This window comes from Cereibacter changlensis JA139, from assembly GCF_003034985.1.
Lineage (GTDB): Bacteria > Pseudomonadota > Alphaproteobacteria > Rhodobacterales > Rhodobacteraceae > Cereibacter > Cereibacter changlensis.
Map to the genome: position 1 here is coordinate 17,948 of NZ_PZKG01000006.1, position 13,024 is coordinate 30,971.

General features: G+C 69.3%; 11 protein-coding genes. 9 read left to right on the forward strand and 2 right to left on the reverse strand.

What is annotated here, in order from left to right; translation table 11 throughout:
- Positions 1 to 60 precede the first annotated feature (60 nt).
- The 3 genes from C5F48_RS02395 to C5F48_RS02405 all read left to right on the forward strand — a co-directional run bounded on the left by C5F48_RS02395 (position 61) and on the right by C5F48_RS02405 (position 3,217).
- Positions 61 to 867, forward strand: coding sequence for an SDR family NAD(P)-dependent oxidoreductase (locus tag C5F48_RS02395; RefSeq protein ID WP_107662313.1), 807 nt, complete (start codon positions 61 to 63; stop codon positions 865 to 867).
- 133 nt (positions 868 to 1,000) lie between these two features.
- Complete coding sequence (locus C5F48_RS02400; protein ID WP_107662314.1) at positions 1,001 to 2,368, forward strand: MmgE/PrpD family protein; 1,368 nt, start codon at positions 1,001 to 1,003, stop codon at positions 2,366 to 2,368.
- A gap of 33 nt (positions 2,369 to 2,401) precedes the next feature.
- Positions 2,402 to 3,217 (forward strand): enoyl-CoA hydratase/isomerase family protein, encoded by an 816-nt coding sequence (locus C5F48_RS02405; RefSeq protein WP_245941498.1) that lies wholly within the window; start codon positions 2,402 to 2,404, stop codon positions 3,215 to 3,217.
- 115 nt (positions 3,218 to 3,332) lie between these two features.
- On the opposite strand, the gene C5F48_RS02410 is transcribed toward C5F48_RS02405, so the two are convergent.
- Both C5F48_RS02410 and C5F48_RS02415 read right to left on the reverse strand, forming a co-directional pair.
- Entirely contained in the window at positions 3,333 to 5,417 is a 2,085-nt protein-coding gene (locus C5F48_RS02410) for an acetate--CoA ligase family protein (protein ID WP_107662315.1), read from the reverse strand.
- A gap of 282 nt (positions 5,418 to 5,699) precedes the next feature.
- Positions 5,700 to 6,578 carry a LysR family transcriptional regulator gene (locus C5F48_RS02415; RefSeq protein WP_107662316.1) on the reverse strand — a complete coding sequence of 293 codons (879 nt, stop codon included), beginning with the start codon at positions 6,576 to 6,578 and terminating at the stop codon, positions 5,700 to 5,702.
- A 149-nt stretch (positions 6,579 to 6,727) separates the two neighbouring features.
- Between C5F48_RS02415 and C5F48_RS02420 the strand changes: the two genes are divergently transcribed.
- The 6 genes from C5F48_RS02420 to C5F48_RS02445 all read left to right on the forward strand — a co-directional run bounded on the left by C5F48_RS02420 (position 6,728) and on the right by C5F48_RS02445 (position 12,983).
- Positions 6,728 to 8,236 (forward strand): ABC transporter substrate-binding protein, encoded by a 1,509-nt coding sequence (locus C5F48_RS02420; protein ID WP_107662354.1) that lies wholly within the window; start codon positions 6,728 to 6,730, stop codon positions 8,234 to 8,236.
- Positions 8,237 to 8,320: 84 nt separating this feature from the next.
- A complete protein-coding gene (locus C5F48_RS02425) occupies positions 8,321 to 9,256 on the forward strand; it encodes an ABC transporter permease (RefSeq protein ID WP_107662317.1) in 936 nt (311 codons plus the stop codon).
- A 3-nt stretch (positions 9,257 to 9,259) separates the two neighbouring features.
- Entirely contained in the window at positions 9,260 to 10,081 is an 822-nt protein-coding gene (locus C5F48_RS02430) for an ABC transporter permease (RefSeq protein WP_107662318.1), read from the forward strand.
- Positions 10,082 to 10,084: 3 nt separating this feature from the next.
- Complete coding sequence (locus tag C5F48_RS02435; protein ID WP_107662319.1) at positions 10,085 to 11,080, forward strand: ABC transporter ATP-binding protein; 996 nt, start codon at positions 10,085 to 10,087, stop codon at positions 11,078 to 11,080.
- The gene (locus tag C5F48_RS02440; protein ID WP_107662320.1) at positions 11,067 to 12,026 is read left to right on the forward strand and encodes an ABC transporter ATP-binding protein; all 960 of its coding nucleotides are present in this window, start codon (positions 11,067 to 11,069) and stop codon (positions 12,024 to 12,026) included. The genes C5F48_RS02435 and C5F48_RS02440 overlap by 14 nt, the downstream gene beginning before the upstream one ends.
- Before the next feature lie 27 nt (positions 12,027 to 12,053).
- Positions 12,054 to 12,983, forward strand: a complete 930-nt coding sequence (locus tag C5F48_RS02445; protein WP_107662321.1) for a serine hydrolase — start codon at positions 12,054 to 12,056, stop codon at positions 12,981 to 12,983.
- The last annotated feature ends 41 nt before the right edge of the window (positions 12,984 to 13,024 follow it).

Below are 13,024 nucleotides of genomic sequence, written 5' to 3' on the forward strand. Positions count from 1 at the left end.
CACCAGTTCTTCTTGCTGCTAACCTGACCGCCGATCAGAGAAACCGGGGAGGGTGCGGGAATGGCGGGCAGGCTGGAGGGGAAGATCGCGGTGATCGTCGGGGCAGGGCAGCAGCCCGGCTCCAGCATCGGCAACGGCCGGGCCACGGCGATCCGCTTCGCCGAGGAGGGCGCGACCTGCCTGCTGGTGGACCGCAACGCCGAGTGGGCCGAGGAAACCCGCGCAGCGCTCGCCGGACTTCCGGGCGGCGACCGGGGGGCGAGCGTTCTGGCGGCCGACGTGACCGAAGAGGCGGCCTGCGCTGCCGTCGTGGCGGAGGCGGAGCGCCGCCATGGCCGCATCGACATCCTACACAACAACATCGGCACCTCCACCGGCGACCGGCCGACCTATGACCTGCCGGTCGAGGACTGGGACCGCATCCTGACCCTGAATCTCAAGAGCATATTCATGCTGTGCAAGCATGCGCTCCCGGGCATGCGCGACAGGCGGTCCGGCGCGATCATCAACATCTCCTCGACCTCCTCGCTGTCGAAGCGCCCGACGCTGGCCTACAAGACCTCGAAAGGCGCGATCAACACCATGACCCAGCATGTCGCGGCCGAGAACGCCGGTCACGGGGTGCGGGCCAATGTCATCGTGCCCGGGCTGATCGACACGCCGATGGCCATCGAGCGCCGGGTGCGCGAGACCGGCCGCAGCCATGCCGAGATCCGAGGCGAACGCGACGGATTGGTGCCGATGGGCTTCATGGGCAACGCTTGGGACGTGGCGCATGCGGCGGTGTTCCTTGCCTCGGACGAGGCGCGCTATGTCACCGGCGTGCTGCTGCCGGTCGACGGCGGCCTGCTGCTGAAGCGGGGCTGAACGGCCGCGTCCTGTGCGCCGAGGCTGACCGCAAGCCTGTGCTGCGCGACATTTTATCAGACGAACCGCCCGCGCAGCGTGCGGCATAGTGAGGAGGTGGCGGGACCGGACCTGCCGCCCGGGAAGGCGAAAGATGACGAACCCATTGCTCGAACTTGCGGCGGCTGCCGCGGAGTGGAACCGCCGCCCCTTGTCCGCCGATGTGGAGCATGACGCGCGCCGCGCCGTGCTGGACTGGTTCGCCTCGTTGCTGCCGGGCTGCGCCGAGGGTCCGGTCGTGGCTCTGGCCCGAGCGCTGGCCCCGGGGCGCGGCGCAGGTGCGGCGGTGGCGTATGTCGATGGTGGGGCGGGCTTTTCGCGCCATGCCGCGCTGCTGAACGGCGTGGCCAGCCACACCGCGGAATTCGATGACATCTACCGCGATGGCGGCTACCACCCCGGCAGCCCGACGATCTCGGCGGCGCTGGCGGTGGCGCAGGACATCGGGGCCAGCAACGAGGCATTCCTGCGCGCGGTGATCGGCGGCTACGAGGTCGGTTGCCGGATCGCCGTGGCGCTGCAGCCGAGCCATTACCGCAACTGGCACATCACTGCGACGGTCGGCACGCTCGGGGCGGCGACGGCGGTGGCGATGCTGAAGGGCGGCGACGCTGGGGTGATCGGTAATGCCATCGCTATCGCCACCAGCTTCGCCGGCGGCCATCAGGAGAACCTGCAGGGCCAGGGCGTCACCAAGACCCTGCATAGCGGCCACGCGGCCGAGGCCGGCGTCCTCGCCGGGTTGGCGGCCGCCGCTGGCGTTACAGGCTCGCTCGACAGCCTGCACGCGCCGCATGGTTATGCCGCGGCGACCGGGGAGGATACCGGCAACTGGTCGGCCGCTCTGGAGGGCTTAGGCGACTGGACGCCGATCTCGCGCATGACCTTCAAGAACCACGGCTGCTGCGGTCATATCTTCCCGACGCTGGACGGGCTGCGCGCGCTGCAGGCGAAGGTTCCCTTCAGCGCCGCCGACATCCGCCGGATCGACGTGCGCGGCTATGGCCCGACCCGGTCGATATGCGACCGGATGCAGGTGGAGAGCGCCCGTGATGCGCGCTTCAGTCTGCAATATTGCGTCGGCGCGCTTCTGGTGCTGGGCGGGGTGCGGATGGCCGCCTTCACCCCCGAAGCCCTCGCCCGGCTCGACATCCGCGCCGTCATGCCGCTGGTACATGTCGCCGAGGACCCCGAGATCGCCGCCGCCTATCCGCGCCGCCGCATGGCGCGCCTGCGGGTGGAGCTGATGGACGGCCGGGTGCTGGAGCACTTCCAGGAGACCCGCAAGGGCGATCCCGACGATCCGCTGACCGATGCCGAACTGGCCGCCAAATTCGACGAGCTGGCCGCGACCCTGCTGGATCCCGACGACACCGGACGGCTGAAGGCCTGCATCCTCACCGGGCAGAAACTGCCCCGCCACTTGACCGCCGCCGGCGCCCCCCGGGCCGCCGGATCCTGAATTTTCCCGAACCTTGTTGCAGGACGTGTTGACATGAACCAGATCTCCTCCGGCGCCGGCCCGCAGGCCATGACCCATATCCTCGTCTCTCTGACGAACGGGGTCGCCACCATCACGCTGAACCGGCCCGAACTGCGCAACGCGCTCAACGACGAGATGCGCGCCGAGCTGATCGCCGCCTTCGACTGGGCCGACGCGAGCCGCGAGGTCCGCGCGGTGATCCTCACCGGGGCAGGCAAGGGCTTCTGCTCGGGTGGCGACATCGGCGGGATGCGGGCGCGGCTCGACGCCCCGGCGGGCGAGGTCGCCTTCAACGGCTGGAAGCGGCAGAAGCAGACCCATCGCGGCGTCGGCGTCATCCGCAACCTGTCCAAGCCGGTAATCGCCGCGGTGAACGGCGCGGCCTTCGGCCTCGGCCTCGACATGGCGCTGGCCTGCGACTTCATCATCGTGGCGGAAGGTGCCAAGCTCTCGATGAGCTTCATCAAGCGCGGCCTCGTGTCGGATGGCGGCGGGATGTACTTCCTGCCGCGCCGCGTCGGCCTGTCGAAGGCCAAGGAACTGATCCTCACCGGCCGCGTCGTCGAGCCCGAGGAAGCGCTCAGCATCGGCATGGTCGACCGCATCGCCGCCCCGGAGGCGCTGCTGGCCGAGGCCCAGGCGTGGGCGGAGGAGCTGAGCCAAGGCTCGCCCGCCGCCGTCGCCCTGACCAAGGCCATCCTCGACCAGACCTTCGAGAGCACTGCCGACGAGATCTTCACCCTGGGCCGCGAGGCGCAGGCGATCTGCTACACCAGCGCCGAGCACCGCGCCTCGGTCGAGGCCTTCCTGAACAAGACCAAGGCCTGATCCTTCGACGACAAGATTAAGGCCGCAGGCATCCGCCTGCGGCCTTCTGCATGGTCGCCTTCCGGGCGGGTAAGACCGCGGGCGCGAAGCCGCGCCCGGGCCGTTCCTGCGCCTGTCAGGCGGTGACCACCAGCCCGTCCGCCGCCGCCACGCCCTCGCCCTCGGGCAGCACGAACAGCGGGTTGATCTCGGCCTCCAAGAGCCGCTCGCCCATCGCCTCGCCCATCCGGGCCAGCGAGAGGATGGCCTGAATCAGGGCCTCGACATCGTGGCGCGGGCCGCCGCGGTAGCCGTCGAGCAGCTTCGACAGTCGCAGCTCGCGCACCATGTCGCGCGCGTCGGCCTCGCCCAGCGGCAAGAGCCGGATCGCGCTGTCGCCCATCACCTCGGCCATCACCCCGCCGGCGCCGAGCAGCACCAGCGGACCCAGCTGCGGATCGCGGCGGAAGCCGAGGATGAACTCGATGCCACCGCTCAGCATCTTCTGCACCAGGAAGCCCTCGGGGCGGGGCAGGGACTGCGCCTCGAGATGGGCCCGCATCGCTGTGAGCGCCGGGCCGATGTCTTCTGTGGTGAGGCCGACCTTCACGCCGCCGACATCGGATTTGTGGGCAATGGCCTGCGACAGCACCTTCAGCACGACCTTGCCGCCGAGCGCCCGGGCCGCCGCCTCGGCCTCGGCCTCGCCCTGCACGATCCGCTGCGCCGCGCCGGTCAGGCCGAAGTGGGCGAAGAGATCGCGCGACTCCGCCTCGTTCAGCGTGCCGCTGCGCACCTCGGGCGCTGCGGGCAGCGGGGCGGTGGAGACCTGCCCAGCCGGCGCAAGCGGCTGCGCCGCCGTCAGCGCCACGGCGCAGGTTTCTGGCGCGGTGAAGGCCGGGATGCCCTGCAGGTTCAGGCGGCGCAGGATATGCGGTGCCTCGGGGCTGACATAGGCGACGATCGGCTTGCCGCTGCGCGCCGCCCCGTTGCGGATCGCCTCGACGGCGATCTCCGGCTGGGCGAGGGCGGAAGAGCCGACGACGACGACCACGCCATCCACTCGGTCCGAGGCCAGCAGCGCCTCGGTGGCGGCGGTCATGATCTCGGGCTTCACCCCGGCGAGCGTCACATCGACAGGGTTGCCGGTCATCGGCTCCTCGGCCTGCAGCAGGCCCGAGAGTTTCGCCGCGGTGGCCTCGTCGAGCAGCGGCACGTCCAGCCCCGCCATGCCGCAGGCGTCGGCGACCAGGCTGCCGGCGCCGCCGGTGGAGGTGAGCACGGCGACCCGGCGGCCTGCCATCCGCCGGCCGCTGGCCAGCATGGCCGGGATGTCGAGCAGGTCGCTGAAGCTTTCGGCCCGGATCACGCCGCATTGGCGGAACAGCGCGTCATAGACCCGGTCCTCGCCCGCCATCGCCCCGGTATGCGAGACCGCCGCCCGCGCTCCGAACTCCGACCGGCCGACCTTGAACACCACCACCGGCTTGCCCGCGTCCCGCGCGGCGAGGGCGGCGGTGCGGAACTTCTCCACCGAGCGGATGCCCTCGGCATAGACCGAGATCACCCGCGTGTCGGCGTCGGCGGTGTAATGCGCGATCAGGTCGGCCAGATCGAGGTCGATCTCGTTGCCGGTGGAGGCGAGCTTGGCGAAGCCGATGCCGCGCGCCGCGCCGCGCGATAAGAGCGCCCCAAGGATGCCGCCGCTCTGCGAGGCCAGCGAGATGCCGCCTGCCGGCAGGTCGTCGCCTTCCAGCGCACCGCTGGCGGACAGCACGATCCGGCTGTGCAGGTCCAGCGCGCCGATGGTGTTGGGGCCGAGCAGCCGCATGCCGCCCGCGGCCTCGCGCAGCTGCTGCTGCCGGGCCATGCCGGCCTCGCCCGCCTCGCCGAAGCCGCTGGCCAGCACGATGGCCAGCTTGGTGCCGCGCCGGGCCAGATCGCGCACCGCCAGATGCGCCCGCTCGGCCCCCAGGAGCACGATCGCGGCGTCGGGGGCGGCGGGTAGGTCATCGACCGCGGCGTAGCTCTTCAGCCCGGCGATCTCGGCCGCCTTGGGGTTGATCGGCCAGATCGCTCCGGAAAAACCATGTTTCTGCAGATAGGCCACCGGGCGGCCGCCGGTCTTGCTGGCGTCGGCCGAGGCGCCGACCACCGCCACGCTCGAAGGGTTGAACAGCGCGTCGAGCGCCGTGCTGCGGGAAATCGCGTCGGATGTCATGGTATGTCCTCCCTCATGGCGGATGGGCGCCCGGGGCTAGGCCCCGGCGCATCCTGTCCTCCCGGTGATCGGCTGGCGGGGGCCCGGCTTCAACTGACTATTCCCCGGCCCATCCCAAACCATGCCTCAGGCTGATGCGCCGCCGCTGAGGGGCGGCTGCAGCGACGGACCGCCAACGGGGGCCAGCCCCCGCACCCCCGGGATATTTGGGTTACGATGAAGGAGGCGATGGGGAACCCGCCCGCTGGCATCCCTGGCCGGGACGCCCATGGCGCAGCGGCCTCAGACGGCGGTCTCGCCGGCGAGGAAGGCGGTCAGCAGGTCCTGCACCGGGGCCCGCATCGGCTCGTTGCGGCGGTGGAAGGCGATGATCGAGACGTTGGGCATGTCGCGGATCGGCCGCCAGACCAGCCCCTGCATGCCGTAGTCATGCGCGGTCATCGCGTCGACGATGCCGATCCCGCCGCAGGCGCGCACCATGCTGCAGACGTTGGAGCAGAAGGGCACGACGCAGGCCGGGTCGTAGCTCAGCCCCTGCGCCAAGAAGGCCTCGTGGATCGTGAAGCCCATCGGCGACCAGTCCTTGTTGTAGCAGACCAGCGGATGTGGCGCGATCGACGCGCAGGTGAGTTCCGGCAGCGCGGCCAGGGCATGCTGCTCCGGCAGCACCGCCACCAGCGGGATCTTTCCCACCACATGCGCTTGGAATTCGGCGCGCGGCGGCACCGCCATCTGCAGGCCGATGTCGGCCTCGCCGCTGCGCAGATCGTCCTCGGGGGAGTGCACCCGCAGGATGATGCGCTTCTTCCAGTTCAGATAGCCGGCGCGGATCAGGATCGGGCCGATGAAGCTCTCCACCAGCGCCGGCGTCGCCGAGATCGCCACCGGCATCTCGGCCAAGTCGCGCAGGCTGGGCAGCTTGGCCTTCACATGGGCATGGGTGCCGAAGATCGGCTGCGCCATGGCGAAGAGCTCGTTGGCCTCGCGCGTCGGCTCCAGCCGGTTGCCGGCACGGTGAAACAGCGAGAAGCCCAGCCGCATCTCCAGCCTCTTCAGCTGGCCGCTGACCCCAGGCTGCGAGATGCCGAGGAGGCGCGCCGTCTCGATCGTGGTGCCGACCCGCATCAGCGTGCCGAACAGTTCCAGTTCCCGAAGGTTCATCATCACTCCGCTGATAGTGGGCCAATTATTAATTATTATTCCAGCAGGCGCCGGCTGTCTAACATGAACTCCGCAACCCGAGTCGACTGCGCGGTCGTCGTCGGGACGAAGAACGACGCGCTTCCCGACAGGTTATGGAGAACCCGCTGATGATCCCCCGAATGACGATGAAGGCGCTGCTGCTGGCCACGGCCGTGGCGATGACCGGCCTTGCTGCCCAGGCCGAGACCCTGCGCGTGGCGATGAGCTCTGACCCGCTGAGCCTCGACCCGATCGCCACCAGCGACAACGGCTCGATCTGGACGCAACTGCTGATCTTCGACACGCTGATCCGCCCGGACAGGACCGGCGAAGGGCTGGAGCCCGGCCTTGCCGAAAGCTGGACCGTGTCGGAGGACGGGCTGACGCTGACCTTCAAGCTGCGCGACGCCAAATTCTCCGACGGCACCCCGGTGACGGCGGAGGACGTGCAGTTCTCCATCGCCCGCGCCGCATCCGAGGCTTCGGGCTGGGGCCGCTTCTATCGTCCGATCACCGGTTTCCAGATCATGAACGACCACGAGATCGTCATGACCCTGGCGGAGCCCTTTACCCCGGCCTTCAACAACCTCGCGCTCTTCGCCGCGGCGATCCTGCCCAAGGCGCAGGTCGAGGCCAAGGGCGAGGCCTTCTTCGAGGCGCCGGTCGGCTCGGGTCCTTTCGTGCTGAAGGCCTGGAACCGCGGCTCGAAGATCGAGCTGGAAAAGAACCCGCATTACTGGCAGGAGGGCAAGCCGCATGTCGACGCGGCCGTGCTCGAGATCGTGACCGAGCCTTCGGCGCGGGTCATCAAGCTGGAAGCGGGCGAGGTGGACATCGCGCTCGACCCGCCACTGAACCAGCTGGAGGCGCTGGACGCCAAGGACGGCATCAGCGTCGGCCAGACCATCCCCTACCGCGCCGATTTCGTGCAGCTGAACACCACGAAGAAACCCTTCGACGACGAGCGGGTGCGCCAGGCGCTGAACCTCGCCGTGGACAAGGAGGCGCTGGTGCAGGGCGTGCTCTACGGCGCGGGCAAGCCCGCCGCCTCGGCCATGCCGGTCATGGCCTATGCCGACCCCGACCTCACCCCCTATGCCTATGATCCGGCCCGCGCCAAGGAGCTGCTTGCCGAGGCCGGCTATGCCGGCGGGTTCGAGGCGCAGCTGGTGGTGGATTCTGGCGCGGCGACCAGCCGGAACGCCGCCATCGCGCTGCAGGCGATGCTGCAGCAGGTGGGCGTGAAGCTGAAGGTGCAGATGCTGGAGGGCGGCACCCAGTGGGAGACCACCAAGGCCGGCAATTACGAGATGTCGGTCTCCTACACCACTTCGGACACCATCGACCCCGACCAGATCATCGGCTTCGTCGGCGTGAACCCGGAACGGGCCAACGCCTATCACACCGAGTGGCGCAGCGACCGGCTGAACGAGCTCTACGCCGCCGAGCGCAAGGCGCTGGACGGCCCGGAGCGCGGCGAGATGTTCCAGGAGATGGTCCAGATCCTGCATGACGGCGCGCCCTACATCTTCCTCTACCACCCGGCTTCGGCCTGGGCGGTGAAGGACGGGGTGAAGGGCTTTGAGGTGCTGCCGACCTCGAACTTCCGCCTCGAGGAAGTGTCGATCGAGAACTGAGACACCGCCGCGGCCCCGCAAGGGGTCGCTGCCCGTCCCGAGCCTTTCCCTGCGCCCCTGCTGCGCCGCCTGATCCGAGACCCTATGATCCTCGCAATCCTCAAGCGCCTGCTGATGCTCGTCCCGGTGTTGATCGGGATCACCCTGCTCAGTTTCCTCCTGCTGCAGATCATGCCCGGCGACCCGGCCTCGCGCGCCATGGGGACGCGGGCCAGCGCCGAGGAGCTGCAGGCGATGCGCGAGCTCTGGGGGCTCGATAAGCCGCTCTGGGTCCAGTATCTATATTTCCTGCGCGACTGCCTGACCGGCAGCTTCGGCGTCTCGATTTTCCACAAGCAGCCGATCATCACCCTGGTGGCGGAGCGGCTGCCCTACACGCTGGCTATCGTCGCCTATTCCACGGTGATCGCGCTGGTCATCGCCTTGCCCTTCGCCATCCTCGCCGCCGCCAACCGAGGGCGGCTCGCAGATGTGGCGATCCGGCAGGTCTTCGTGGTGCTGATCGCCGTCCCGCCCTTCTGGCTCTGCTACGTGCTGATCCTGGGACTTGCTTTGGGGATGGGCTGGTTTCCCACTGGTGGCGTAGGCGAGGGCCTGCTTGAGAACCTGCACCGGCTGTTCCTGCCGTCGCTGGTGGTCGGCCTCTCCACCGCGGCGCTGATCCAGCAGAGCCTGCGCGCCGCGCTGATCGACACGATGCAGGCCGATTACATCGACACGGCGCGCGCCAAGGGGCTGCGCCGTCGCGAGGTGTTCCTGCGCCATGTGCTGCCCAACAGCCTGATCTCGACGATCTCGATCATTGGCGTCCGCATCAGCTGGATCATCGGCGGCACGGTGGTGGTGGAGAAGATCTTCTCGGCACCCGGTCTAGGTTCGCTGCTGATCGACGCCATCGTCTCGCGTGACCTGCCGGTGATCCGCGGGCTGACCGTATTCTTCGCCATCATGGTCGTCCTGGTGAACCTGATCACCGACATCTGCTACGCGCTGGCCGATCCGCGCGTCCGGCTGGAGTGAGTGATGGTCGTGCTGAGAAACCTGCTGCGCAGCCCCGCCGGGGCGCTCGGGCTGCTGATGCTGGCGCTGACCGCCAGTGCCACGGCGCTGACGCCGCTCCTGTCGCCCTATGATCCCTTCGCGCTCGATTTCGCTGACGCGATGCAGGCCCCTTCCGCGCTGCACTGGTTCGGCACCGACAACTTCGGCCGCGACATCTTCACCCGCGTGATGGTGGGCGCGGTCTATGACCTGCGGCTGGCGCTGATCTGCGTCTTCGGGCCGATGGCGATCGGCGTGCTGATCGGCCTCGCGGCCGGTTATTTCGGCGGCCGGATCGACGCGGCGCTGATGCGGCTGACCGACGTGGTCTGGGCCTTCCCGTTCTACGTGCTGGTCCTCGCCATCGTCGGCGTGCTGGGTCCCAGCGAGACTAATCTCTACATCGCCTTCTTCATCGTGAACTGGATCGGCTACGCGCGCATCGTCCGCGGCGAGACGCTCTTGATCGCGCGGCTGGAATTCATCGAGGCGACCCGGGTCCTGCGCTATGGCCGGCTGCAGGTGATGCTGCGCCACATCCTGCCCAATGCCCTGACCCCGGCGCTGGTCTATTCGATGTCCGATGTGGTGCTGACGGTGCAGGCGGTGGCCGCCATGTCGTTCTTCGGCCTCGGCGTGCAGCCGCCGGCCCCGGAATGGGGGCTGCTGATCGTCGAGAGCATCGATTTCATGCGCGAGGCGCCCTGGATGACCATCTTCCCCGGGCTCGCTATCGTCTGGATCGGCATCGCCTTCTCGCTTTTGGGCGAGGGCCTCTCCACCGCGCTGAAGCCGAAGGGATAGAGCATGAGCCTCCTGAGCATCCGCGACCTGCGGACCGAGTTCCAGAGCCCCTCCGGCGTGGCGCGGGCGGTCGACGGGGTCAGCTTCGATGTCGCCCCGGGCGAGATCTTCGGCATCGTCGGCGAAAGCGGCTGCGGCAAGTCGGCCACCTGCCGCTCGATCCTGCGGCTGTTCGGCGGCGCCCAGGCGAAGGTTGCGGGCGGGCGGATCCTGCTGGAGGGGGCCGGCGACCTGGCGGCCATGCCCGAGCGGGAGCTGGCGCAGGTCAGGGGGCGTGACGTTGCCTTCATCTTCCAGGACCCGCTGACGGCGCTGAATCCGACGATGCGGATCGGCAAGCAGATCGCCGAGGTGATCCTGCGGCACCGCAAGGTCGGGCGCACCGAGGCCCGGGCCCAGGCGCTGCAACTGCTGCGCGACGTGCATGTCACCTCGCCGGAGCGGCGGCTCGACGCCTATCCGCACGAGCTTTCCGGCGGGCTGCGGCAGCGGGTGGTCATCGCCATGGCGCTGGCGCTGCGCCCCAAGCTGATCATCGCTGACGAGCCGACCACCGCGCTGGACGTGACGGTGCAGGACCAGATCCTGCGGCTGCTGCGCGAGCGGCGCGACAGCCTCGGCGCCTCGATCATCCTCGTCACGCATGATCTCGGCGTGGTCTCGCAGATCTGCGACCGGATGGCGGTGATGTATGCCGGGCGACTGGTCGAGTCGGGCCGGGTGCGCGAGGTGCTCGACGCGCCGTCGCATCCCTACACCCGGGCGCTGCTGGCCGCCCTGCCGGGCCAGACCGGCCGCGACGAGGAACTGACCCCGATCGAGGGCGCGCCGCCCAGCCTGATCAGCCCGCCGCCCGGCTGCCGTTTCGCCCCGCGCTGCGCGCTTGCCCAGCCCCGCTGCCGCGAAGGCGGTCCGCCGCCGCTCCTGTCCCGCAAGGGGCTGGCCGCCGGCCATCTCGACGCCTGCATCCTGAACGAGGCCGCCGATGCCGCAGCTTGAGTTCCAGAAGGTCGAGCGCCGCTTCCCGGTCAGGCGCGGCTTGCTCGATGCGCTGGCGCGCCGCCCCGGCATTTCACTGCATGCGGTGCGCGGCGTCGATCTGGCGGTGCGGCCCGGCGAGATCCTCGGCATCGTCGGCGAGAGCGGCTGCGGCAAGAGCACGCTGGCGCGGCTCGGCGTCGGCCTGCACCGTGCCGACGGCGGCGCGGTGCTGTTCGACGGCCAGCCCCTCGACGGGCCGGACCCGGCCGGGCGGCTGCAGATGGTCTTCCAGGACCCCTATTCCTCGCTGAACCCGCGCATGACGATCGGTGCGCAGCTCGAGGAGGTGGTGGCGCGGTATCACCCCCGGCTGTCCCGAGCCGAGCGCCGCGCCCGGATGCAGGAGATCCTGGCCGAGGTCAGTCTGTCGCCCGAGACCGCGCTGAAGTTCCCCCATGCGCTCTCGGGCGGCCAGCGCCAGCGGGTCTCCATCGCCCGGGCGCTCTGCCCTGGCCCCGAGATCCTCGTGGCCGACGAGCCGGTCTCGGCGCTGGACGCCTCGGTGCAGGCGCAGATCATCAACCTGCTGAAGCGGCTGAACCGCGACAAGGGCCTGACCATCCTGTTCATCTCGCATGACATGAACGTGGTGCGCTATCTCTGCGACCGGGTGGCGGTGATGTATCTGGGCGAGATCGTCGAGTTGCAGGACAGCGCCGCGCTGTTCGCCGCCCCGGCCCATCCCTACACCCGCGCCCTGATCGCCGCGGTGCCGGATGTGCGCCGCCGGCAGGCACTGGCCGAGCCCATCGCCGGCGAGATTCCCGACCCCTTCGCCGTCCTTCCCGGCTGCCGCTTCGCCACCCGCTGCCCGCTGGTGGAAGACGCCTGCCACAGGCCGCAGCCGATGCGGCCCGTTCCACCGGCAGGGCTCGTCCGCTGCTGGAAGGCTTCCACCGCCTGACCCATTCCTTCGAGAGAGTTTCCGCACATGTTTTTCAAGGCTGATCCCGACTGGACCGCGCGCTGCGAGGGCCTTGCCGCCGAACTGGTCGAACGACACGGCGACAAGGGGCTGCGCCCCGACAGCTTCGGCTTCGTCGCCTGGCGCGAGACCGGCGCGGGCCGGCAGCCCGACGGCTTCGCCTATCGCGGCGACTGGCGCTGCTATCCCTGCAGCCTGGTGAAGGCGTTCCACCTCGTGCATGTGCTGCACGCCATCGACGCGGGCCGCGTCGCCGATCACGAGGATCTGTCGCGGGCGATCCGCGACATGGTCCTCTGGTCCTCGAACACCGCCACCAATTACGTGATCGACCTCGTGACCGGCACCACCGGCGACACGCTGCTGTCGGCGGCCGAGTTCGAAACCTGGCGGGAGGCGAGGGAGGGGCTGAACAGGTTTTTCACCACTGGCGTCTGGGCCGGCTTCGCCGAAGATTTCGCGCAGTGCAACATCTCGCAGAAGCTTATGGACGACGTGCGCTACGGCCGCGAGGCGCAATATGCCGGCCGTTCCGGCGAATACCTGAACGCGTTGACGCCCCTGGCGGCGGCCCGGCTGATGTTCGAGATCTTCGCCGGCGACGCGCCGCTGTCGCCTGCAGCCCGCAGCCGCGCTCAGACGACGCTGCTTCGCGACCGCGACAGCGCGGAAGCGAAGCTGCCGCATTTCCAGGTGGAGACCTTCCTCGGCGGCGGCATGCCCGTCGCGGCGCGGCTGTGGAGCAAGGCCGGGCAGAACTCCTGGACCGGCGATGAGCGTGCGTCCTACTACAAGCACGACCTCATCCGGGTGGAGATGCCCGGAGCTGCGCCGGTTGGCCTTTGCCTGATGACCCAAGGCAAGGGCCTCTGCGAAGATCACCCAATCGTTTTCCCAGAAATCGGCGCTCTCTTCGCAGAGCGGCTGCTCCGCTGAGCGGGGGTGGTTTGTCCTGGTTCGCCTACGAAAGTGGCTGA

Coding starts and splice junctions, on each gene's coding strand:
- C5F48_RS02400 (WP_107662314.1), top strand. CDS start 1,001: ATGACGAACCCATTGCTCGAACTTGCGGCGGCTGCCGCGGAGTGGAAC.
- C5F48_RS02440 (WP_107662320.1), top strand. CDS start 11,067: ATGCCGCAGCTTGAGTTCCAGAAGGTCGAGCGCCGCTTCCCGGTCAGG.
- C5F48_RS02405 (WP_245941498.1), top strand. CDS start 2,402: ATGAACCAGATCTCCTCCGGCGCCGGCCCGCAGGCCATGACCCATATC.
- C5F48_RS02435 (WP_107662319.1), top strand. CDS start 10,085: ATGAGCCTCCTGAGCATCCGCGACCTGCGGACCGAGTTCCAGAGCCCC.
- C5F48_RS02430 (WP_107662318.1), top strand. CDS start 9,260: ATGGTCGTGCTGAGAAACCTGCTGCGCAGCCCCGCCGGGGCGCTCGGG.
- C5F48_RS02410 (WP_107662315.1), bottom strand. CDS start 5,417: ATGACATCCGACGCGATTTCCCGCAGCACGGCGCTCGACGCGCTGTTC.
- C5F48_RS02425 (WP_107662317.1), top strand. CDS start 8,321: ATGATCCTCGCAATCCTCAAGCGCCTGCTGATGCTCGTCCCGGTGTTG.
- C5F48_RS02445 (WP_107662321.1), top strand. CDS start 12,054: ATGTTTTTCAAGGCTGATCCCGACTGGACCGCGCGCTGCGAGGGCCTT.
- C5F48_RS02420 (WP_107662354.1), top strand. CDS start 6,728: ATGATCCCCCGAATGACGATGAAGGCGCTGCTGCTGGCCACGGCCGTG.
- C5F48_RS02415 (WP_107662316.1), bottom strand. CDS start 6,578: ATGAACCTTCGGGAACTGGAACTGTTCGGCACGCTGATGCGGGTCGGC.
- C5F48_RS02395 (WP_107662313.1), top strand. CDS start 61: ATGGCGGGCAGGCTGGAGGGGAAGATCGCGGTGATCGTCGGGGCAGGG.